Origin of the sequence: Williamsia sterculiae (genome assembly GCF_900156495.1) — a bacterium.
Taxonomy (GTDB): Bacteria; Actinomycetota; Actinomycetes; order Mycobacteriales; family Mycobacteriaceae; genus Williamsia_B; species Williamsia_B sterculiae.
Map to the genome: position 1 here is coordinate 236,088 of NZ_FTNT01000002.1, position 21,852 is coordinate 257,939.

The window sequence follows — 21,852 nt, forward strand, 5'->3', positions numbered from 1 at the left end:
CCCGGTCGGCGTGGTGGGTCACTCCTCGGTGGCAGCCTCGTCGTCGTCGGCGGCCTTCGTCTCCTCGGCGACGGCTTCTGCGTCCTCCTCGGCCTCGTCCTCCGTCTCCACGGCCTGTGGCTCGAGGATCGACACGACGAGGGTCTCCGGGTCGGAGATCAGGGTGACGCCCTCGGGCAGCGTGACGTCGGCGGCGGTGATGGTGTGGCCGACCTCTGCGCCCTCGACCGACACCACGAACTCCTCGGGGATCGACAGCGCATCCGCCTCGATCTCCAGCGTGCTGGCGTCCTGGGTCGTCAGCGTGCCGGGCGCGGACTCGCCCTCGAGGGTGACGGGCACCTCGACGGTGACCTTCTCGCCGCGGCGGATGACGAGCAGGTCCGCGTGCTCGATGTAGTCGCGGATCGGGTGCACGTCGACCTGCTTGGTCAGCACGAGCTGGGTGTCGCCGCCGATCTGCAGGTCGATGACCGCGTTGAGGCCGCTGTTTCGCAGGATCGCGGCGAACTCGAGTGCCGGGAGGCTGAGATGGCGGGGATCGCTGCCGTGGCCGTAGACGACGGCGGGAACCTTGCCGTCGCGACGGAGGCGACGAGCGGCACCCTTGCCCCGTCCGGTGCGCTCCTCGACGACGAGCTTGTTTGCTGAGTTCTTGGTGGCGGCCATGTTTCTGCTCCTGTGTGTGCTGGTGATCCGTCACGGACGGAGACACCGCACAACCGCAGACCACAGGGGGTGGTGGACCACCTCGCCGTGACAACCGGCCGCGCCGATGACGGTGAACGTTCACCCTCGCCGTGACAACGCCGACCAGCGTAGCGAACGCCCAGGTCCGATGTCACATCCCCACCGACGGTGGCAGGGTGGGACCATGACCGATCCCGCGGTGCGAGTGGTGGAAGAGTTCTTCGCGCAGATGGAGTCCGGGGACTCCGCTGCAGCAGCCGATCTCCTCGCCGACGACGTGGTGTTCACCAACGTCGGGTTCCCGACCATCCGCGGCAAGGCGCGGACCGCTGCGGCGCTGCGAGCACTGGACCGGTCACCGGCGTCGTTCCACATGACGCCGATCACCATCGCCGGTGCCGGCGGTGTGGTGCTGTTCGAACGCGCCGACCTACTGCGGGTCGGTCCCCTCGAGATCGAGTTCTGGGTGTGGGGACGGTTCGAGGTCCGTGACGAGCTGATCACCGTCTGGCGCGACCATTTCGACCTGTTCGACGTCACCAAGGGGCTCGGGCGGGCCATCGGCGTGCTGGCCGCCCGAGGACTACCGAGGTCGCTGCGGCGGCGGCATACTGGTGGACATGACGTCGCAGCCGCCGATCCCCGCCCATGACCCCCCCGCCCCGATCATCGACTCGCAGCACGTCGTATCGCACTTCCTGACGTCGATGGCTGTGGGTGACGTGACTGCGGCGGTGGCGCTGGTCGACGACCACATCGACTACACCAACGTCTCGCTGCCTACACTGCACGGCAAGAAATCCACCGCGGCCGTGCTGGGACTGCTAGCCAAGCCGTGGGCAGGGTTCGGGGTGGTGGTGCACAACATCGTCGGCGAGGGGGATGTGGTGCTGACCGAGCGTACCGACGAGCTGAAGGTCGGTCCGCTCGTCGCGCAATTCTGGGTGTGCGGTCGTTTCGAGGTGCGCGAGGGTCGGATCACCGTCTGGCGGGACTACTTCGACTGGTTCGACGTGACCAAGGGTCTGGTGCGCGGCCTGGTCGCGATCGTGGTGCCACCGCTGCGTCGACGGTTGCCCGCGCCGGAGATCACCGGCTGACTCCACCCACTGCGTCGACCGACTAGAGGATCTCGTCGATGGCCTCGACCGGACGCGCGAGCCGTGTGCCGTTCTCGGTGATCACGAAGGGCCGCTCGATGAGGATCGGGTGGTCGGCCATCGCGTCCAGCAGAGCGTCGTCGTCGGCATCGGCCAGTCCCAGCTCCGCGTACACCGACTCCCGGCGACGCACCGCCTGACGGACGGGTATCCCGGCCGCCGCGATCAGTTCGACGAGTTCGGCGCGGCACGGTGGCGCGTCCAGATACCGGATCACCGTCGGTTCTATCCCGGCGTCCCTGATGCGCTGCAACGCCTTCCGTGACGTGGAGCATCGTGGGTTGTGGAGGATGGTCGCGGTGCTCACGGCGGCTACGCGCTGCCGTCGAACAGGCTCGTGACCGACCCGTTCTCGAACACCTGCTGGATGGTCTGCGCGAGCATGGGTGCGATGGACAGCACGGTGAGGTTGTCGAACTGCTTCTCCGGGCCGATCGGCAGTGTGTTGGTCGCGATGACCTCCTTGGCGCCGCAGCCGGCGAGGCGCTCGGGGGCCGGATCGGAGAACACTCCGTGGGTGGTCGCGATCACGACGTCGGCGGCACCGGCGTCCTTGAGCACGCGGACAGCGCCCGCGATGGTGCCACCGGTGTCGATCATGTCGTCGATCAGCACACAGGTGCGGCCGTCGACGCCGCCGACGACGCGGTTGGACTTGACCTGGTTGGGCACCAACGGGTCGCGGGTCTTGTGGATGAACGCCAGCGGGGCACCGTCAAGAGCGTCGGCCCACTTCTCGGCCACCCGGACACGTCCGGAATCCGGGGAGACCACGGTCACGTGCTCGGTGCCGTAACGCCCACGCACGTAGTCCGCGAGCTGGCCCTGGGCATGCATGTGATCGACCGGCCCGTCGAAGAATCCCTGGATCTGGTCGGTGTGCAGATCGACGGTGATGATCCGATCGGCACCCGCGGTCTTGAGCAGGTCGGCAACGAGCCGCGCCGAGATCGGCTCGCGACCACGGTGCTTCTTGTCCTGCCGCGCGTAGGGGTAGAAGGGCAGGACCGCGGTGATCCGCTTGGCCGAACCGCGCTTGAGCGCGTCGATCATGATCAGCGATTCCATCAGCCACTTGTTCAACGGGGCCGGGCAGCTCTGCAGCACGAAGGCGTCCGAGCCACGGACCGAGTCCTCGAACCGGACGAAGATCTCACCGTTGGCGAAGTCGCGGGCGGTCTGCGGTGTCACCGAGATCGACAGCTCGCGGGCGACCTCCTCGGCGAGTTCCGGATGCGCGCGGCCGGAGAACAACATCAGGTTCTTCTGGTTATCGGTCGTCCAAGTCACTGCGTGTTCGTTCCGTTCTGCTCGCCGGTGCTGCCCGTTGCCCTGGGGTCTGCTGATCTCGCCGCCTCGGCGGACGGCGTGTCGGGGCGCTTGGACTCTACCCAGCCCTCGATGTTCCGCTGCTGCCCGCCCGACACCGCCAGCGCCCCCGGGGGTACATCGTGCCTGATCACGGTACCGGCCCCGGTGTAGGCCCCGTCTCCGACCCGGACCGGGGCGACGAACATGTTGTCCGAACCGGTCCGGCAGTGACTGCCGATGACGGTGTGGTTCTTGTGCACACCGTCGTAGTTCACGAACACGCTGGAGGCGCCGATGTTGGAGTGCTCACCGATGGTCGCGTCCCCGACGTAGGTGAGATGGGGGATCTTCGATCCGGCGCCGATGTCGGCGTTCTTCGTCTCCACGAAGGTGCCGATCTTCGCGTCGACGCCCAACCGGGTACCGGGTCGAAGGTAGGCGAACGGTCCCACCTGGGCGTCGTCGGCGATGGTCGCGTCGCTGCCGTGCGTACGGACGATCTGCGCACCGGTGCCCACGGTCACGTCCGTGAGGGTGGTGTCGGGGCCGATGATCGCGCCGGTCGCGATGGCCGTGGCCCCGTGTAGCTGCGTGTTCGGCTTGATCACCACGTCGGCGTCGAGGGCGACGTCGACATCGATCCAGGTGGTGGCCGGATCGACGATGGTGACGCCGGCCAGCAGGTGGCGACGCAGAGTACGCCGGTTCATCTCGGCGCCGAGATCGGCCAGTTGCACCTTGTCGTTGCACCCCGCGACCAGCGCGGCGTCATCGATGTGGTTGGCCACGACGGACTTTCCCATCGTGCGGGCGATGGCGACCACATCGGTGAGATACATCTCGTGTTGTGCGTTGTCGGTGGACAGTTGACCGAGGGCGGCGGCGAGCACCGCCGCGTCGAAGGCGTACACCCCGGAGTTCACCTCGGTGATGCGCCGCTGCTCGTCGGTGGCGTCCTTCTGTTCCACGATCTCGGTGACGGCGCCGTCCTGGGTCCGCAGCACGCGCCCGTACCCGGTCGGATCGTCGGCGGTGAACGTCATCAGGGTGACCGCGGCGCCGGTGTCGCGGTGTCGATCGACCAGGGCGGACAGTGCCTCACCGGTCAGCAGGGGGATGTCGGCCGCGGTCACCACCACGACCCCGGCGAAGTCGTCGGGTAGCACGGTGAGTCCCGCCTTCACCGCACCACCGGTGCCGTCCTGGACTTCCTGCACAGCGACCGACACGTCGCGCCGCAACCGTTCGGCCTCCCCGGCGCAGGCCTGCGCGACGCGTTCCCGCTGGTGACCGACCACCGCGACGAGGTGCTCAGGGTCGATCTGGGCACCCGCGGCCAGCGAGTGAGCCAAGAGGGTTCGCCCGCCCAACTCGTGGAGGACCTTGGGCGTCGACGACCTCATGCGAGTGCCTGCACCGGCGGCGAGCACGAGAACTGCGGTCGACGCGATCGTCATAGAACGAACTCCTCGGATGGATGATGCGGTTCCGATCGGGGCTGATCCTACGCACTGATAGAACGGACGTGATCGAGGCGTCGAGGGCGCCGGGCGTGGATGTGCTGGACGACGACGAAGGGGTGTGTGCGTGAACGACACGAGGACCGCGATAGTGACCGGTGCGGCACGGGGAATCGGTGCGGCAGTTGCCAAGCGGCTCGCGGCGGATGGGCTGGCCGTCGCGGTGCTGGACCTCGACGAGACCGCCTGCACCGAGGCGGTGACGGCCATCACCGATGCGGGAGGTTCCGCGATCGCCGTCGGTGCCGACGTATCCGACGAGGCGGCCGTGGCCGCGGCGGTGGATCGGGTGGCCACCGAGCTGGGTGCGCCGACCGTGCTGATCAACAACGCGGGCATCCTCCGCGACAATCTGCTGTTCAAGATGTCCGTCGACGACTGGGACAAGGTGCTCGGCGTTCACCTGCGCGGGGCGTTCCTGATGAGCCGTGCCACACAGAAGCACATGGTCGACGCCAGGTGGGGTCGGATCGTGAACCTGTCGAGCACCTCGGCGCTGGGCAACCGCGGGCAGGCCAACTATTCCGCGGCCAAAGCGGGTATGCAGGGTTTCACCAAGACGTTGGCCATCGAACTGGGACCGTTCGGGGTCACCGCCAACGCCATCGCACCCGGGTTCATCGAGACCGATATGACCGCGGCCACCGCGGCGCGGATCGGCGTGCCGTTCGAGGAGTTCATCGCCGCGCGCGCGGCGGAGACGCCGGTGCGCCGTGGCGGCACACCCGCCGACATCGCCAACGCCGCGTCGTTCTTCGTGGGCGAGGCGGCGGGCTTCGTGTCCGGCCAGGTGCTGTACGTGGCCGGGGGGCCCACGGACTAGGGATCAGCGGTGGCGCGGCAACCATCGGCACCGCTGGACTCGAACGCCTGCTCCGCCACCAGGACTCGAACCTAGAATGCCTGAACCAAAATCAGGAGTGTTGCCGATTACACCATGGCGGATGGTGGCCGCGAGTGGCCTGCCGCCGGTGATTCTGCCATATCCCGGTGCAAGGGAAACGATGCAGCTTGGCCCAGTGGCCGGCAAGGGTGATACTGGTCCGATGCCTGCAGACAGCGACCCGCAGACGTCGGTGCCCGGTTCTGGTCACCATCCGCGGGACGCCCAGTCGCACGGTGCGCGCGCGGTCGCCGCGACGATCGACAACCTGCTGCACCAACCCGGCAAGCGGATGGGGCGGCAGACTCGCGAGATCGAGGTCGCCATCACCCAGCTCGTCGACTCGGCGGTGCGGCAAGCACGTTCCGGCAGCGTTGGCACGCCGGTGGAATACCGCATCGACGAACTCGCCCACCGCGCCGGGATGACGACCCGCAACGTACGCTCCTATCGGGAGCGGGGTCTGTTGCCGCGGGCCCGGCGCGTCGGTCGGGTCAGTCTCTACAACGACACCCATCTCGCCCGACTGCGACTGATCGGTTCGATGTTGGAGCGCGGTTACACCACCGCGCACATCGACGAGATGGTCTCCGCGTGGGAGTCCGGGCGTCAACTCGGCGACATCCTGGGGCTCGAGACGGCACTGGCCGAGCCCGGTGGGCCGATCACCGAGAACGTCGCCGACCTGATGGCGACGGTGGGCGACCGCTCGGCGCTCGAACGGTTGGTGGCGTTGGGTGTGGTGAGCGTCGACGGCACCACCGCCACCGTGATCAAGCCCCAGCTCCTGGACGCGGTGATGGCGCTCTCGGAGGGCGGTGTCTCCGTGCACCAGGCGCTGGACGTGACCGAACAGCTCGCCCCGGCCATCGACGACATCGGGCACACGGTGGTCAGCACAGCGACCACCGTCGCCAGCGTCGTCCCGGTGGACGGTGATCAGACACAGGTCGGCGATCACACGCAGGTCGCGGCGCAGGCGGCCGCGGTGGCGCGGATGCGCGCCTTGTCCCTGGCGATGCTGAACGCCACGGTGCAGTCGTCCATCGAGTCGCTTCTCGACGAGCATCTGCGGACACTGTTCGACGATCGGTAGGACGCGCCGAGGGCCGGCCGTCGTGTCTCCGGCCCGCGACGGATGTGCGGGGATCAGTCGGGTTCGATGTTCTGATTGAGATGAAAGCGGTTGTGCGGGTCGAACTGTCGCTTCACGGCGCGCAGCCGCTGGTAGGTCTCCTCACCGAAGCTCGCACGGATGCGATCCTGACCCTCGTCGCCGATGAAGTTCAGATAGGCGCCCTCCGCGGCGAAGGGTTCGAGCCGGTCGTAGGCCTCTCGCGTCCATCGCACGCATCCCGCTGTCGCCTCGGGATCCTCCCACGACGTGATGAGGTGCACCACGTAGGGATGGTGCCGCGCGGTGAACGCCGTCGCACCGGGTTCGCATCGGCTGGCGAACCCGCCCATCCGGATCAGGTGCATCCGACTGACTGCCGACGGCAACGTCGCCGCGATGTCGACGAGGGTGTCGACGACGGCATCCGACACCTCGTCCAGGAACACTGTCTTCCAATAGTTGAGCCGTCCGTGCGGAGCGGTGTGGTCGAGCATGGTCTGCCACATGGCATAAGGGAATTCACGGTGAACGAGTTTGCCCACGGGCGTCACGTCGGGAACGGATTGCAGCTCCCGGGTCGACTGCCCACCCTCGTCCGAGACGTCCGAGTCACATGAGATGAGCGAGACCTGCGTCCGCGTCTCGTCGTCGACGGCGGGGGCGAAGTCGAGGATCGCACCGAGTTGGTCGGGCGCGGAGTCCATGACGTCGCGGTAATGGCGGACCACGGCCACACCATCGGTCAGGTCGAAGGCGGCCACGCCACCGATCACCGTGGACACGTCGTGCAGTTGCAGGGTGATCTCGCTGACGACACCGAAGTTGCCACCGCCACCGCGGATGGCCCAGAACAGTTCCGGGTTCTCGTCCGCCGACGCGGTCAGCACACCGTGGTCCGGAGTGACCACTCGCGCACCGACGACGTTGTCGCAGGTCATCCCGAAACGACGTGACAGCCAGCCGACCCCGCCACCCACGGTGAATCCTGCGACCCCCGTGGTGGATATGACCCCGCCGGGTGTCGCCAGACCCGCGCGCCCGGCCACGAGGTCGAAGTCCTGCCACAACGCGCCGCCCTGGGCGGTCGCGGTGCGCCGCGCCGGATCGACCGAGACCGAGCGCATCTCGGTCAGGTCGATGACGACACCGTCGTCACACACGGAGTGACCCGCCACGCTGTGTCCGCCGCATCGCACGGCGATGTCCACGTCGATCCCGTGGACGCAGGCCACCGCGGCGACGATGTCCTGTTCGGTGCGGCACCGGATGATGACCGCTGGGCGCCTGTCGATCATTCCGTTGAACAGTGCACGCGCGGTGTCGTAATCGCTGTCGGACGGGGTGATGACGCGTCCGTCGAGACGGCCGTCGAGTGCGTCGGTCACCGCTGCGACGACGTCACCGACCGATTGATGCGAGAGGGTGTGGGTCATGGTAGATCCTTCCTGGTCTCGAGCCGCCAGAGCATGTCGAAGTAGCCCACCACAACGGTCACGCCGTCCTGGTTGACCGAACTGACCCGTGTCTGGACCGAGCCGAACTCGTCGAGCCTGCGCAGGTCGGTGATCTCGCCCTCGGCGTGGACGGTGTCGCCGAGAAACGTCGGTCGTTTGAACGTCACACTGTTCATCCGTCGCAGTGCGAGGGCGTGCTCGTGGTCGATGGGCAACAGACCCAGGGTGTAGGAGAGCACCAGCAGCCCGTTCGCGACCCGCCGGCCGTGCAGACTGTGCTCGGCCGCCCAGTGTCGGTCGATGTGCGACGGCAGCATGTCTCCCGTCCAGACCGAGAAATTCACGACGTCGGTCTCGGTGATGGTCCGTCCGCCGGTCCGAAAGGAGTCACCGACCCGCAACTCGTCGAATCCGCGAGAGAAGTGCTCCTGTGGCCGCGCGATCGCCGGCGCGCTCATCCGCGCTTGTCCACGACGATATCGGCCACCTCGCCTGCCGTGCCCGCATGGATGACATCGAACGCGGTCAGGGCGATGTCGAACTTGAACTTGACCGTGTGCACGAGTTCGACGACGTCGAGCGAGTCGAGGTCGAGCTCGGAGAGTTTGCTGTCGGCGGTCACCTCGGCGGCCGCCTGCTCGGCGATGAGTCCGAGGACGATCTCACGGAACTCCTGGTCGGTGGTGTCGATGGTGGTTTCGGTCATGACGGTCTCCTTGCTGATGGGCTGACGAGTGGTGATGGAGGAACGATGTTGCAGAGCAGTCGATCACGCGGCCTGGAGGAGCAGGGTCGCGTTGTGTCCGCCGAGGCCGAAGGAATTGCTGAGTCCGGCGAACGACGTACATCCGGGGTCGAGTGGGGTGGCCACCGAGGGCAGGCAGTGCAGGGACAGTTCCGGGTCGGGTGTCCGCAGTCCCACAGTGGGTGCGACGACACCGCGCCGCAACACCTCGAGGGTCGCGATGGCCTCGATGGCTCCCGCAGCACCCTGTAGGTGTCCGATCGCCGACTTCACCGACGACATCGGGATGTCGTCACCGGACTTGCCGAGCACCGCAGCGAGAGCCGCCGTCTCGATGACGTCGTTGTGTCGGGTTCCGGTGCCGTGTGCGTTGATGTATGCGATGTCCTCGGGTTCGAGTCCGGCGTCGGCCAGTGCGGACGAGACCGTCCGCTCCTGGCCCGACTGGTCCGGCATGGTGAGATGGGTTGCGTCGCTGGCTGATCCGTAACCCAGCACCGAACCCAATACCGGTGCCTGACGTGCCCGGGCCAGTTCGGCATTCTCCAGCACCATGATCGCGGCCCCCTCACCGGGAAGAAAACCGTCCCGGTCGACATCGAACGGCCGGCACCGGCCGGTGGGGGACATCGCGCCCAGATTGCGGTACATGGCACGCACCAGTCGCGCGGAACCGGCGTCCGCCCCGCCGACGACCACCGCATCGGCGTGGCCGGAGCGGATCATCCGCACACCTTGGCCGATCGCCATCGCGCCACCCGCACAGGCGCCCGACATGCCGTAGCACTCACCCTGCAGGCCGAGTGACATGGAGATGAGGACGGCCGTCGAGTCCGGTGCGGACAGCATCACCCGCAGCGCGGCGACGGCCTTCTCACCCTTGTCGTTCAGCATGCTCAGCTCGGTGGCCACGGTGTCGGCGCCGGAGGCGGTGGTCGCCACCACGCATCCGATGCGGTCGCCCGCATACGGCAGCCCCTGTTTCCAACCCGCCTGCGCGGTGGCCTCGTCGCACGCGACCAGGGCCATCTGCGCATATCTGTCGGTGCGACGTATCTGAGACCTGCTGATGACGGCAGCGGGATCGAAGTCGTCGTAGCTGCCACCGGTCTCGCTCAATGCACTCTGACCGGCTGTCCAGGCGTCGACCAGCGTGCCCACACCGCAGCCGAAGGCGGACACCGCCCCGACACCGGTGATGCTGACAGGTGTGTTCATCATGAGAGTCCTTTCCTGCTCGTCCGAGTCGTCTGAACCGTTGGGGCCGTCTGGGCCGTCGGAATCCTTCGGGGTGAGGTCACAGCGGTCGCAGAGACATCAGGTCACCGACGCGGATGAGGCGACTGGCCGAGTCCGGATCGAGGCGGGCGCCGGCGGAGTCCTCCAGCGCCATGAACAACTCGGCGTAATCGACACTGTCGAGTCCGATGTCGGCGAACGCGGAGTCGACGGTGACCCCATCGGTGTCGCGGTTCTTCTCCACCAGTAGTTCGACCACCACGTCGACCACCTGATCCTGGGTGAACACGGTTGCCATCGCCTCAGCCCACCGCGACCCGAGCGAGCAGATTGCCGTCGTCGCCACCGGCGATCGCTCGGCACTTGAAGCGCTGGATCTTGCCGCTCGGACTCTTCGGCAACTGTCCCCGTGGTACGAAGACGCACTCGCTGATCCCGATCCCGGCTTCGGTGGCCGCGGCGGCACGGACCGATCGGGCGGTCGCCGCGAAGTCGATGTCGGCGGCGGCGGGTTCGAGCACGACGATCAACGAGCGGTCCTCGTCGCGCTGTACGTCGACGAGAGCGCAACTACCGGAACGAACTCGCGGATCCGAACCCAGCCGGTTCTCCAGAATCGACGTGTACACGTTGCGCCCGCCGACCGACACCATGTCGTCGTCACGGCCGATCACGTACAGTTCGCCGTCGCGGATGAACCCGCGATCCCCGGTTCGCAACACGCCGGGTGACGGGAACGTCCTGGCCGTGCGCTCCGGGTCGTCGAGATATCCCGTGGCCATGCTGGGGGACCGAACCATGATCTCGCCGATCTCCTCGTCGCCGTCGATCCAGACGTCGGTGCCGGCCATCGGCGGACCGCAGGAGACGATGGCGGCCGCGCGGTCGTTCGTCGCGGCTTCGGCCAGCTCACCCCGGTACAGGGCGTCGAGATCCACCCGGTACGGCCGTGGATCACTGCCGGACACCGTCATCGAGACGGCGAGGGTGGTCTCGGCCATCCCGTAGGCGGGTTGGAACACCGACGATCGCAGGCCGATGTCACCGAGGACGTCCACCGCCTCGTTGATCAATCCGTACTCGATCGGATCGGATCCGATGATCCAGTCGCGCAGCGAGAGCCTTCCCTTCGGTGTGGATCTTCGGGCCGCGCGGAGCGCGATGGACAAACCGAAGCTGGGTCCCACGGTCGTGGTGACACTGCGTTCGACGCACTCCTCCAGCCAGGTGTACGGCGCTCGCAGGAAGCGCGTGGGACTGCTCTGCACCAGCGACTGGCCGCTCGCCCACGGCCACAACAATCCCCCGAACAGGCCCATGTCGTGGGACAGGGGGAGCCACGAGTACACCGCACCGGTGGCCGGGTCGGGCTCGAGTCGTGCGCTGATCAGGTCGAGCTGATTGCCGATGGCGGCCGGGGTGAGACTGCATCCCTTCGGCGCGCTGGTGCTGCCCGACGAGTACTGAACGAAGGCGATCTCGTCGTCACCGGGGAAGTTCTGGGGTACCCGGCGCTGCCTGGGCAGCGACCGGTACCCGATCACGGGAGTATTGCCCGCGTCGACCATGCCGGCGAATTCCTCGTCCAGCACCAGCAATTCGGCCCTGGTGCGACCACACAGCATGCGTAGCTGCGCCAGATAGTCGACGGGGTCGACGCCTCGCGCCGGTGTGGGGAAGGACATCAGAGTGGCGCCGGTCCACCACACGCCGAGCAGGAACGCGGTGGAATCCAGATCGTTGCCCAGCACGCAGCCGACCCGCGAACCTGTGCCGATACCACGGTCGGACAGCCCTGCGGCATAGGTCTCCGCGACATGGACGACGTCCGACCACGGGCGATCGACCAGCCGGTTGCCCTCCGCCGAACTGTAGGTCGAATGTGCGGATGCGGGTTCGGTGAGAGCTTCGAAAAGTTGCATGGTCACGCGCCTTTCTGCAGCGGGGGCATGACGAGCTGCCCGTCATGGAGGTCGTAGATGGATGTGGCGTCGGTGCCGAGAGTGCGCCGGACCAGGCGCGCCAGTACATGTCCGGGACCGCAATCGACGAAGTCGGTGAATCCGCGCTGACGGAGGGCCAGCAGGGACTGTCGGAAGTTGACCGCGCCGACGAGGCTGTCACCGAGTTGAGACGGCACGTCGGTGAACTCCCGCCCGGTGTGGCTCGAGATGACCGGAACCCCGGGGGTGTGCGGGGTGGCGGCATGCACCGCGGAGATGAATTCGTCTTTGATGCAATTCATCTCGGGTGAGTGGAACGCTCCTTCGATGGGAAGAAGCACTGCCTTGTGTCCGTCGGCGAACAACGCGTGTTCCGCGCGTTCCAGGTCGTCGCGTCGACCGGCGAGGACGGTCTGCCCGGGTGCGTTGTCGGTCGCGACGATCAACGAGAGATCGGCGGCGAGGTTCTGGACCGTCTCCGCGGGCGCACCGAGCGCGGCCATCATGCCGCCACCGGGCTGCGCCGCTGCGGCCTCGGCCATCAACTCGCCGCGACGGACCACGATGTGCAGACCGTCGAGGGCGGAGAACGCACCTCCCACGGCGAGCGCCGCCACCTCGCCGAGCGAGTGTCCGAGGATCACATCGGCGGCCGGGATCGCCGGGATCGACGGCGGCGGGTTGCCGGAGTCCCGCAGATCGGCTGCGCAGAGCCAACCGGCGATGCTGGCCAGGTAGATTGCCGGCTGCAGCAACCGGGTGTCGTCGGTGGGGCGCACCATCAGTGGTTCGCCGACGAGTCGGTCGGCGACGTCCAGCAACTCCGGGCACCAAGACGCGACAACCTGTCGCATTCCGGGCACCTGGCTTCCCTGCCCGGGGAACATGTACACCGTTGTGCCGGTGTATGAATCGGGATTCGGTGTGTGCATGCCTGCACGTTATGAGCGGCAGGCGCCAGAACAACACAGATCAGATCTTCGATTGCGCATCAAAGCAATCGGAAACACGAGAGACACCCTACGGTCACCGAAGGATCGTGGGAACGTAACCAATCATGACCATCGTGTGGTCAAAAGTCAAGAGATGCTTAAGAATAACTATCGAGAATGAGTTCTGCAGAAGAACGGACTCCGCATCCCGGCGAAGGGATGCGGAGTCCGGATCTGGTGAGGCGGATCGTCGCCGGTGTCAGGTCGACGGCGCCGCCAGTGCTCGGTCGGGCTGTGCGGCGTCGTGATCGGCCGGTGGATTGCCTCGAGTCGATGATCGGTACGAGACGACGAGGGTGATCAGGACGCCCACGGTGATGTAGGCCACGAGCGTCCAGATGTTCGGGCCGATGGCCGTGCCGGCGAAATAAACCGATTTGCGCACGGCATCCGTTCCGGCTCCATTGGGGATCGCCGAGCTGATCGCGCGCCAGAACGGGGGGAGGAGAGACGCCTGATACGCGCCGCCGGCACTGGGGTTTCCGAGGATCACGAAGATCACGATGGTGATGGCGATCCCGACGATGCCGAAGATCGTCTGCAGTGCGATCGTGGTGGCCGCCGATGCCATCACCGTCAGAGCGCCGATCGCGGTGAGCAGGAGTAGATCACCGTGCAGTGCGCCGAGCACCGGCCCCACCACGACCGCTCCGAGTATCCCCGAGGCGAGTGCGTAGGGCACGAAGACGAGTAGGCGACGGGCCGCAGCTGCCGGCCCGGCGGGTTTGGCACCCTGGAGAACTCCGAGTACCGCGGCAAGTAGGTAGCCTCCGATGATCCAACCCACGACGAGATAGAAACCCGTGAGTCCGTTGCCGTCACCGGATTGCAGCGGAACGGCATCGGTGACACTGACGGTGCGGCCGCGTGCCCGGTCGACGGCGCCGATGGTCTTGGTCAGCGCCGTTCCCACCGAAGTGCCTCCGGCACTGGCGATGAGAAGGGTGTCGGAGTCGGACGTCTGATCGGGCACCAGGACGCCTGACGTTCGCCCGTGACCCAGATCGTCGCGCGCGGCACCGAGATCGGTGGCCGCGACCGCACGGACGGGTGCTCCGTCGAGTCGGTTGAGGTCGCCGGCGATCTTCTGGGCGACGGGTGGTGATCCCACCACCGTCACCGGGATTCTGTGCGGGTGGGGGGCATGGAACGCACCCACGAAGGACAGGATGAAGCCGAGTTGCAGCAGGAGTACGACGACGCACACCAGCCATGTGGGGAGTTTCGGCCGCGGGGGAGTCGAACTGGATGTCTGTGCTGTGTCGGCCTGCGCGTTGTGGGATGGCATCGCGTCACCCGCCTCTCTCGATACCGATGAGTATTGGATACCAGAGAGTATCCGATACTCGCTGGTATTGTCCATGGGGCCGTGACGTGATCGAGAGGTGTACACGATGAGACAGGGCGAGACACGGAAGCGCACTCGCCGTGCTGATGTCCGCGAGGCCATACTCGCTTCGGCGCGTGTGGTTTTCGCTGAGCGCGGTTACGATGGCGCGTCCCTCGACCGGGTGGCACAGCAGGCGGGATTCACCAAGGGTGCCGTCTACTCCAACTTCTCCACCAAGGATGAGCTCTTTCAGGCGTTGATCGAGGCCGAGATCGCGGATCGGGTGACGTCGGTGACCGCGGAGCTGGCCAAGGGCGACGACGACCCGTCGATCCACAAGGACGACTTCCCTCGGATGGTGGGGGATCGGCTGTCGGCTGCCGTTCGAGCCGACCCCCATTGGCAGTTGCTGTTTCTCGAGTTCTGGATCCGAACGGTTCGCCAACCCGACAACGGGAGCGGATTCATCGAGTTCCGTCGGCGACTGCGCCGACGTGTCGAGGACGCGGTGAGTGAGTTCTGGCCCGAGGAGTTGCGTGCGGGTGTCTCGGTATCGGATCTCGCGTTGGCGGCGTTGGCGTTGTCCAACGGTCTGGCCATCGAGCACATGGTGGATCCGGACGCGGTGTCGGACGGGTTGCTCGGCCGGCTTCTCGCGAACATCGTCCGGCAGCCGGCGTGAGCGCGGTCAGGCCGAGGCGACCTTGGCGGAGGACAGGCTCTCGCACATCGTCTGGGCCACCTCACGATTGATGCGCTCGGCGAGTCTGGAGATGTCGTTGCCGAGCATCTGACAGGCTTCGATGGTCGTCGAGTAGACGACGAAACGCCCACTCCGCTCGCCGTGGACCAGGCCGGCGTTCTCCAGTCGCTTCAGCTGCCGCGACACCGGGGCTGCCGTCACGTGCAGCAGCGGGCACAGTTCGGAGGTCGTCCGTGGGCGCTCCAGGCACAGCAGCACTATCTGTAGCCCGTGGTCGCTGCCGAGCGCGCGCAACATCTGCTCGATCCGCTCGATCCGCACCGAGTCGTCGAGGACATCGGGTCCGCAACTGACCGCGAGGCCGATACGGCCGGGGACGTGCGCGGTGGCTGCCGTGCGGCTGACCCAGTACGTCGGCATGATGTCGACGCCGTCGATGTCGCGGCACGACACCATCTCCACACCGCTGCCGCGGGCGACGACCAAGCGGTCGTAGTCCTCGTCGAAGAAGATGCGTGCGGCAACCGATGCGATGGCGCGGACCGAGTTGAAACGCACCCACCGTTCCAGCCGCTGATTGGTCCGCTCGATGTGATCGAGGTCGCCGTTCCAGTGATCGGCGAACCCGGCGTCCAGGAATCCCTTGATGGTCAGCCGCACCAGGTCGGCCAGTGCCGCCGGTTGCAGCGAACTCGACGACTGGTCGAGGGCCAGATCCTCGGCCAGCAGTTCCGGGTCCTGGGTGACCAGGGCCTCCTGAAGCGATCGTGGGTTGGGTGAATCCAACCGGTACATGGTCTGGATCAGCGCCAACGGCCAGCGCGGCAGGTCTCGGTCGAGGCGTTGTCGGGCGGTCTGAGCCCACGACGGCAACGCCTCGCGCAGCGCCACCGCTGCTCGCGACATCTGCTCGTTGTTACCGCGCGATGCCGCCCAGAGGGCGAGGCAGCACTCGACACCGGGGAGTGTTCGTACACGGACTTCGGGTACGGCCGAGACATCCTCGAGAATCAGCATGATTGCTCCGATGTTCAGATGGTTCGCCGAGCGTAACATTCCGATACCAGTTGGTATCGGCAATGCGACGCAGGTTACAGCGCATATCATCGGTGCCGTGGACGACAGGGCGGACAAGATCCGCGGGGCGCCACGCGCCCGGATGACCGGCCCGCAACGACGCCTGCAGCTCATTGATGTGGCACGCGGTCTGTTTGCCGAACGCGGCTTCGACGCGACGTCGGTGGAGGAGATCGCGCAGCGGGCGGCGGTCTCGAAACCCGTTGTTTACGAGCATTTCGGCGGCAAAGAGGGCTTGTACGCGGTGGTTGTCGACCGGGAGATGGAGACATTGCTCGACGTCATCACCTCGTCGCTCACGGAGAACCGTTCCCGGTATCGCGTGCAGCAGGTGGCGCTGGCGTTGCTCACCTACATGGAGGAGCGCACCGACGGGTTCCAGATCCTGATGCGCGGGGTGTCGAGCGGGGGGGAGACCACCTACTCGAGTCTGCTCAACGACGCGGTCAGTCAGGTGGAACACATCCTCGGCGGTGACTTCGAACGCCGTGGTCGTGACCCCGCCTTGGCCCCGCTGTACGCGCAGGCGCTGGTGGGGGCGGTGACCGGTGCGGCGCAATGGTGGCTCGACGTCCGCGAACCGTCCAAGGAGGTGGTCGCGGCCCACCTGGTCAACCTGTGTTGGAACGGGCTGGAGAACCTCGAGATCGCGCCGGACCTGGTCGAGCCGGCGCCCCATCAGGAGTGAAGCCGCGGTGACTGCCGCGCCATGCCGAGTCGTCGCTCAGCCGGGTGCGATGTCCGGGTCGTCGCCGGGGTCGAGATCGAGTTGCATGAAGACACAGTCGACCCAGGTGTCGTGTTTGAATCCGACTCGACGCAGCGTGCCCACCTCGGTGAAACCCGCGCGAGCGTGCAGACGGACCGAGGCGTCGTTGTCGATCACCGCGATCACGGCGATCACCCGGCGCACCGTCTCCGGGCGGGCCGCGGCGATCAGCTCGGTGAGCAGTCGTCGCCCGGTCCCGTGCCCCACGTGGCGAGGATGAAGGTAGATGGTGTCCTCGACGGTCCAGTCGTACGCCTGCTTGGGTCGGAAGTCGTTCAGGTAGGCGAAGCCAACCACCGTGCCGTCGTGCTCGACACCGACCAGGAACGGACGCCCGGCGGTGTCGATGGCCGCGCGCTTGGTCTGCCACTCCCCGACCGAGGGGGATTCGTAGTCGAAGGTGATGACCGAGTGGTCGACGTAGTGCCGGTAGATCTCGGCGATCTGAGCGCAGTCGTCGGGTGCGGCAGGACGGATGGTGACCGACATGGCCACCCACTGTAGCCATCCGATCCGTCGCCTCGGTGATCCGCACGCAGGCCGAGGCGGCGTCACCGACCGATGACCCCGGCGCTTAGACTCCACAGAGTGGATTCAGCTCAATCGGGGCTCGCTCTGGAAGGGCTGGCCCGTGTCGTCTGCGGTGATCGGTCGTTGGCCGGGATCGTGGAGCGGCTCGGGGAGCCGCATCTGTCGATCACCGCGCCCGACGCCGCCCGACCGTTCGTCGCGGCAACCCTCGGCAGCACCGAGACCGGTGGACCTTTGCTGCTGGTCACCGCGAACGGCCGGGAGGCCGACGACCTGACCGTGGAACTCAGGTCGATGATCGGCGACGCGGTGGTGCAGTTTCCGTCCTGGGAGACCCTGCCGCACGAGCGGCTGTCGCCCAGTGCGGACACCGTCGGTCAACGTCTGGCGGTCTTGCATCGACTGCGGCATCCTCTGGACCCGGTTTTCGGTCCGCCACCCGCGGTGGTGGTGACCACCGTCCGCTCGTTGGTGCAGCCGATGGCCCCGGGTCTCGGGGACGTGGAGGCCATCACCCTCCGTGAGGGTCTGGAGACCGATTTCGACCGGTTGATCGAGACGCTCGCCGAGATGGCATACGAGCGGGTGGACATGGTCGGCAAGCGCGGTGAGTTCGCCGTGCGCGGCGGCATCCTCGACCTGTTTCCGACCACCGCCGATCATCCGGTCCGCCTGGAGTTCTGGGGTGACGAGATCACCGAGATGCGCGCCTTCGCGGTGGCCGATCAGCGCAGTCACGACGATCTCGACGTACCGGTGGTACACGTGCACCCGTGCCGCGAGTTGCTGCTGACCCCGCAGGTGCGGGAGCGGGCCGCCGAACTGCTCGCGGAGCAGTCAGCGACCGGGCCGGTCACCGAGATGCTGGCGAAGCTGGCCGAGGGTATCGCGGTGGAGGGTATGGAGGCATTGATCCCGGCTCTGGTTCCCGGGCCGATGCAACTGCTCACCGAGGTGCTGCCGTCGGGAACCCATGTGCTGGTGCTGGACCCCGAGAAGGTACGTACCCGCGCGGCGGACCTGGCCAAGACCGGGGCGGAGTTCCTCGAGGCGTCCTGGACCGCCGCGGCGGTGGGGTCGGACGCACCCATCGACGGTGAGGCCGCCGGGATCGATCTGGCGGCGGGGGCATACCGATCACTCGACGAGGTGCGTGCGGCGACGTCGGACGCGAAGCATCCGTGGTGGACGTTGAGTCCGTTGGAGTCCGGTGATCTCGACGACGACTCCATCGTGCATCTGGATCTGCAACCGGGACCGGCGCCGCGGGGATCAGAGGATGACGTCGGAAAGACCTTCGCGAGTCTGCGGGCCCACGCGGCCGCGGGTGGTCGTGCGGCAATGGTGTTGGCGGGTAAGGGAACGGCCGAGCGCATGGTCGAACGACTGGGTGAGGCGGAGGTCCCCGGGACCATCGCCGAGGCCGGGGCGCAACCGGAACCCGGGGTGGTGACCGTCCTGTGCGGCACCTTGCGCGGGGGACTGATCTGTCCCGACGCCGGACTGGTCGTGGTCACCGAGTCGGACCTCACCGGTATGCGGGTCGCGGGTGGCAACGACGGCAAACGCATGCCTGCCAAACGCCGTAATCAGGTGGACCCGCTGGCGCTGAGCGCCGGTGACATGGTGGTGCACGATCAACACGGCATCGGCCGGTTCGTCGAGATGATCGAGCGCACCGTCGGTGGTGCCCGCCGTGAATACCTGGTCATCGAGTACGCACCCAGCAAGCGTGGTCATCCCGGTGACCGACTCTTCGTACCCATGGACTCGCTGGATCAATTGTCGCGGTACGTGGGTGGTGAACAACCGTCGCTGTCGAAGCTGGGTGGTTCGGATTGGCAGAACACCAAACGTAAGGCGCGCAAAGCGGTTCGTGAGATCGCCGGTGAGTTGGTGCAGTTGTACGCGGCGCGGCACGCCGCCCCCGGACACGCCTTCGCCGCGGACACCCCCTGGCAGCGCGAGATGGAGGACGCGTTCGGCTTCACCGAGACCGTCGATCAGATGACGGTCATCGGCGAGGTGAAGTCCGACATGGAACGCGCGGTACCGATGGATCGCGTCATCGTTGGCGACGTGGGATACGGCAAGACCGAGATCGCCGTGCGAGCGGCGTTCAAGGCCGTGCAGGACGGCAAACAGGTCGCGGTCCTGGTGCCCACAACCATTCTGGCGCAACAACACCTGCAGACGTTCACCGAGCGGATGGCGGGGTTCCCGGTCCGCATCAAGGGTCTCTCCCGATTCACCGACGCCACCGAGTCCCGGGAGACCATCGATGCGATCGCCGCGGGTGAAGCCGACATCGTGGTCGGCACCCACCGCCTGCTGCAGACCGGTGTGCGTTGGAAGGATCTCGGATTGGTGATCGTCGACGAGGAACAGCGATTCGGCGTGGAACACAAGGAGCACATCAAGTCGTTGCGCACCCACGTCGATGTGTTGACCATGTCGGCGACACCGATCCCGCGCACGCTGGAGATGTCGATGGCGGGCATCCGCGAGATGTCGACAATCCTCACCCCGCCCGAGGAACGCCATCCCGTGTTGACCTATGTGGGTGCTTATCAGCCCAAACAGGTCGGCGCGGCCATCCGCCGCGAACTGCTTCGCGACGGCCAGGTGTTCTACGTGCACAACCGAGTGTCGACGATCGATAAGACCGCCAAGCAGATCCAGGACATGGTCCCGGAGGCGCGGGTGGTGGTCGCCCACGGCCAGATGAACGAGGATCAGCTCGAACGCACGGTCGCCGGGTTCTGGAACCGTGAGTACGACGTCTTGGTGTGCACCACCATCATCGAGACCGGCCTCGACATCTCCAACGCCAACACCCTGATCGTGGACCGCGCGGAGGCGCTGGGCCTCTCGCAGTTGCACCAGTTGCGCGGGCGGGTGGGGCGCTCACGCGAGCGCGGTTACGCCTACCTGCTCTACAACTCGGAGAAGCCGCTCACCGAGACCGCCTACGACCGCTTGTCCACCATCGCGCAGAACAACGAACTGGGCGCGGGTATGGCCGTCGCGCTGAAGGACTTGGAGCTCCGCGGTGCCGGAAACGTTCTGGGAGCAGAGCAATCCGGCCACGTCGCCGGAGTGGGCTTCGACCTCTACGTGCGTCTGGTGGGGGAGGCGGTGGAGGCCTACCGCGCAGCCGCCGACGGCACCCCCATCGCGAACGAGGAGAGCAGGGAGGTGCGGATCGACCTCCCCGTCGATGCGCACATCCCCGCCGACTACGTCGACTCCGATCGACTCCGCCTGGAGGCGTACCGCAAGTTGGCGTCGGCGAACGACGACGCCGACGTCCAGTCGGCGGTCGACGAGTTGATCGATCGGTACGGGCCGATCCCGCCGGAGGTGGCCCGGCTGGTGTCCATCGCCAAGCTTCGTCTGCTGTGCCGCGAGTACGGGGTCACCGAGGTCGGTGCCACCGGCACCCAGGTGAAAGTGGCCCCGCTCCATCTGCCCGACAGCAAGCAGGTGCGGCTGGCCCGGTTGTTCCCCGGGTCGAACTACCGTGCTTCGACATCGGTGGTGACCATCCCGATCCCGCGCACCGGCGGCGTGGGCAGCGACCGGGTACGCGACGTCGCACTGGTGCAGGTGGTCGCCGACCTGTTGCTCGCGGTACACGGTGAGAACCCGGGGTCGCGGGACATGCGTGTCCACGTCGCCGAGGCGCCGGGGCGATCGGCGTGACCGACGGCGAACCGACCGCGGCGGATGTGCGCACCGGTGCGGCGCTGCTGGAGGCGGTCGCCCTGATGGACCGGTTGCGACGTACCGGACCGTGGGAGGGGCAGCAGACCCACGACTCGCTGCGGCGCTATCTGCTCGAGGAGACCTACGAACTGCTCGACGCCATCGACTCCGGAGACCCCGACGACGTGCTGGAGGAACTGGCGGATCTGTTGCTCCAGGTGCTCTTCCACGCCAGGATCGCCGCCGACCACCCGGATGCACCCTTCGACATCGACGATGTGGCCACGGCGTTCACCACGAAGATCTCGAGTCGATCCGCGGGCGTGCTCTCCGGTGAGACCGATATCGAAGCACAGATCCGGCAGTGGGAGGATCGCAAGGCCGCCGAGAAGCAGCGGACTTCGGTGCTCGACGGTGTGGCCACCTCGCAACCGGCGCTGGCGCTGGCCCAGAAGGTGTTCGAACGGTTGCTCGCGGCGGGATTCCCCGCCGACCTGTTTCCCGACGATCTCACCACCATCAGGGTCATCCCGGGCGACCGCAGCGTGGAAGACGATGCCAGGCAGCGGGTCTTGGTGTTCATGGCCGCCATCGCCGACGCCGAGGCGCGGGCTCGCGTCGACGGCAGGCGGCTCACCGCACCGGCTGACTGGCGCGACTACCTCTGAGCCGCCCGTCGG

General features: G+C 66.9%; 22 protein-coding genes and 1 tRNA gene. 8 read left to right on the forward strand and 15 right to left on the reverse strand.

Annotated features, from left to right (window positions below):
* Positions 1 to 18 precede the first annotated feature (18 nt).
* Positions 19 to 669 (reverse strand): 50S ribosomal protein L25/general stress protein Ctc, encoded by a 651-nt coding sequence (locus BW971_RS03905; protein WP_076476764.1) that lies wholly within the window; start codon positions 667 to 669, stop codon positions 19 to 21.
* A gap of 205 nt (positions 670 to 874) precedes the next feature.
* Between BW971_RS03905 and BW971_RS03910 the strand changes: the two genes are divergently transcribed.
* Together BW971_RS03910 and BW971_RS03915 are read left to right on the forward strand one after the other, a co-directional pair.
* A complete protein-coding gene (locus BW971_RS03910) occupies positions 875 to 1,342 on the forward strand; it encodes a limonene-1,2-epoxide hydrolase family protein (protein ID WP_076476766.1) in 468 nt (155 codons plus the stop codon).
* Complete coding sequence (locus BW971_RS03915) at positions 1,311 to 1,790, forward strand: limonene-1,2-epoxide hydrolase family protein (RefSeq protein ID WP_083709254.1); 480 nt, start codon at positions 1,311 to 1,313, stop codon at positions 1,788 to 1,790. The genes BW971_RS03910 and BW971_RS03915 overlap by 32 nt, the downstream gene beginning before the upstream one ends.
* A gap of 22 nt (positions 1,791 to 1,812) precedes the next feature.
* On the opposite strand, the gene arsC is transcribed toward BW971_RS03915, so the two are convergent.
* Genes arsC through glmU form a run of 3 tightly spaced genes read right to left on the reverse strand, consistent with a single transcriptional unit; the run spans position 1,813 to position 4,618 of the window.
* Entirely contained in the window at positions 1,813 to 2,157 is a 345-nt protein-coding gene (gene arsC / locus BW971_RS03920) for an arsenate reductase (glutaredoxin) (RefSeq protein WP_076476768.1), read from the reverse strand.
* A 5-nt stretch (positions 2,158 to 2,162) separates the two neighbouring features.
* A complete protein-coding gene (locus tag BW971_RS03925) occupies positions 2,163 to 3,140 on the reverse strand; it encodes a ribose-phosphate diphosphokinase (protein WP_076476770.1) in 978 nt (325 codons plus the stop codon).
* Positions 3,137 to 4,618 carry a bifunctional UDP-N-acetylglucosamine diphosphorylase/glucosamine-1-phosphate N-acetyltransferase GlmU gene (gene glmU / locus BW971_RS03930; protein WP_076476772.1) on the reverse strand — a complete coding sequence of 494 codons (1,482 nt, stop codon included), beginning with the start codon at positions 4,616 to 4,618 and terminating at the stop codon, positions 3,137 to 3,139. The genes BW971_RS03925 and glmU overlap by 4 nt, the downstream gene beginning before the upstream one ends.
* A 130-nt stretch (positions 4,619 to 4,748) precedes the next feature.
* Here glmU and BW971_RS03935 point away from each other — a divergent pair, with 130 nt between their 5' ends.
* On the forward strand, positions 4,749 to 5,504 hold the full coding sequence (locus BW971_RS03935) for an SDR family oxidoreductase (RefSeq protein WP_076476774.1): 756 nt from the start codon (positions 4,749 to 4,751) through the stop codon (positions 5,502 to 5,504).
* Positions 5,505 to 5,554: 50 nt separating this feature from the next.
* Here BW971_RS03935 and BW971_RS03940 read toward each other — a convergent pair.
* Positions 5,555 to 5,626, reverse strand: a tRNA-Gln gene (locus BW971_RS03940).
* A 101-nt stretch (positions 5,627 to 5,727) separates the two neighbouring features.
* On the opposite strand from BW971_RS03940, the gene BW971_RS03945 reads away from it, so the two are divergent.
* Entirely contained in the window at positions 5,728 to 6,660 is a 933-nt protein-coding gene (locus BW971_RS03945) for a MerR family transcriptional regulator (RefSeq protein ID WP_083709255.1), read from the forward strand.
* A gap of 53 nt (positions 6,661 to 6,713) precedes the next feature.
* On the opposite strand, the gene BW971_RS03950 is transcribed toward BW971_RS03945, so the two are convergent.
* The 8 genes from BW971_RS03950 to BW971_RS03985 form a co-directional block, all read right to left on the reverse strand.
* A complete protein-coding gene (locus tag BW971_RS03950) occupies positions 6,714 to 8,114 on the reverse strand; it encodes an FAD-binding oxidoreductase (RefSeq protein ID WP_083709256.1) in 1,401 nt (466 codons plus the stop codon).
* Entirely contained in the window at positions 8,111 to 8,593 is a 483-nt protein-coding gene (locus tag BW971_RS03955) for a MaoC/PaaZ C-terminal domain-containing protein (protein WP_076476776.1), read from the reverse strand. Before BW971_RS03955 ends, BW971_RS03950 begins: the two co-directional genes overlap by 4 nt.
* A complete protein-coding gene (locus tag BW971_RS03960) occupies positions 8,590 to 8,841 on the reverse strand; it encodes an acyl carrier protein (RefSeq protein WP_076476778.1) in 252 nt (83 codons plus the stop codon). Before BW971_RS03960 ends, BW971_RS03955 begins: the two co-directional genes overlap by 4 nt.
* Before the next feature lie 63 nt (positions 8,842 to 8,904).
* Positions 8,905 to 10,098, reverse strand: a complete 1,194-nt coding sequence (locus BW971_RS03965; protein WP_083709299.1) for a beta-ketoacyl-[acyl-carrier-protein] synthase family protein — start codon at positions 10,096 to 10,098, stop codon at positions 8,905 to 8,907.
* 79 nt (positions 10,099 to 10,177) lie between these two features.
* On the reverse strand, positions 10,178 to 10,417 hold the full coding sequence (locus BW971_RS03970) for a phosphopantetheine-binding protein (protein ID WP_076476782.1): 240 nt from the start codon (positions 10,415 to 10,417) through the stop codon (positions 10,178 to 10,180).
* A 4-nt stretch (positions 10,418 to 10,421) separates the two neighbouring features.
* Complete coding sequence (locus BW971_RS03975) at positions 10,422 to 12,041, reverse strand: AMP-binding protein (protein WP_076477362.1); 1,620 nt, start codon at positions 12,039 to 12,041, stop codon at positions 10,422 to 10,424.
* Positions 12,042 to 12,043: 2 nt separating this feature from the next.
* Positions 12,044 to 12,994, reverse strand: coding sequence for an ACP S-malonyltransferase (locus BW971_RS03980; RefSeq protein WP_076476784.1), 951 nt, complete (start codon positions 12,992 to 12,994; stop codon positions 12,044 to 12,046).
* 259 nt (positions 12,995 to 13,253) lie between these two features.
* Complete coding sequence (locus BW971_RS03985) at positions 13,254 to 14,342, reverse strand: ABC transporter permease (protein WP_143690191.1); 1,089 nt, start codon at positions 14,340 to 14,342, stop codon at positions 13,254 to 13,256.
* Positions 14,343 to 14,448: 106 nt separating this feature from the next.
* Here BW971_RS03985 and BW971_RS03990 point away from each other — a divergent pair, with 106 nt between their 5' ends.
* Positions 14,449 to 15,066 (forward strand): TetR/AcrR family transcriptional regulator, encoded by a 618-nt coding sequence (locus tag BW971_RS03990; RefSeq protein WP_076477364.1) that lies wholly within the window; start codon positions 14,449 to 14,451, stop codon positions 15,064 to 15,066.
* Between the two features lie 6 nt (positions 15,067 to 15,072).
* Here the strand turns inward: BW971_RS03990 and BW971_RS03995 are convergent, their stop codons facing one another.
* A complete protein-coding gene (locus tag BW971_RS03995) occupies positions 15,073 to 16,104 on the reverse strand; it encodes an ArsR/SmtB family transcription factor (RefSeq protein WP_159441827.1) in 1,032 nt (343 codons plus the stop codon).
* 142 nt (positions 16,105 to 16,246) lie between these two features.
* Between BW971_RS03995 and BW971_RS04000 the strand changes: the two genes are divergently transcribed.
* Positions 16,247 to 16,852 (forward strand): TetR/AcrR family transcriptional regulator, encoded by a 606-nt coding sequence (locus BW971_RS04000; RefSeq protein ID WP_076477366.1) that lies wholly within the window; start codon positions 16,247 to 16,249, stop codon positions 16,850 to 16,852.
* Between the two features lie 36 nt (positions 16,853 to 16,888).
* On the opposite strand, the gene BW971_RS04005 is transcribed toward BW971_RS04000, so the two are convergent.
* The gene (locus BW971_RS04005) at positions 16,889 to 17,422 is read right to left on the reverse strand and encodes a GNAT family N-acetyltransferase (protein WP_076477368.1); all 534 of its coding nucleotides are present in this window, start codon (positions 17,420 to 17,422) and stop codon (positions 16,889 to 16,891) included.
* 99 nt (positions 17,423 to 17,521) lie between these two features.
* On the opposite strand from BW971_RS04005, the gene mfd reads away from it, so the two are divergent.
* Together mfd and BW971_RS04015 are read left to right on the forward strand one after the other, a co-directional pair.
* On the forward strand, positions 17,522 to 21,169 hold the full coding sequence (mfd, locus tag BW971_RS04010) for a transcription-repair coupling factor (RefSeq protein WP_234974224.1): 3,648 nt from the start codon (positions 17,522 to 17,524) through the stop codon (positions 21,167 to 21,169).
* Complete coding sequence (locus tag BW971_RS04015; RefSeq protein ID WP_407701190.1) at positions 21,166 to 21,840, forward strand: nucleoside triphosphate pyrophosphohydrolase; 675 nt, start codon at positions 21,166 to 21,168, stop codon at positions 21,838 to 21,840. Before mfd ends, BW971_RS04015 begins: the two co-directional genes overlap by 4 nt.
* Positions 21,841 to 21,852 lie beyond the last annotated feature (12 nt).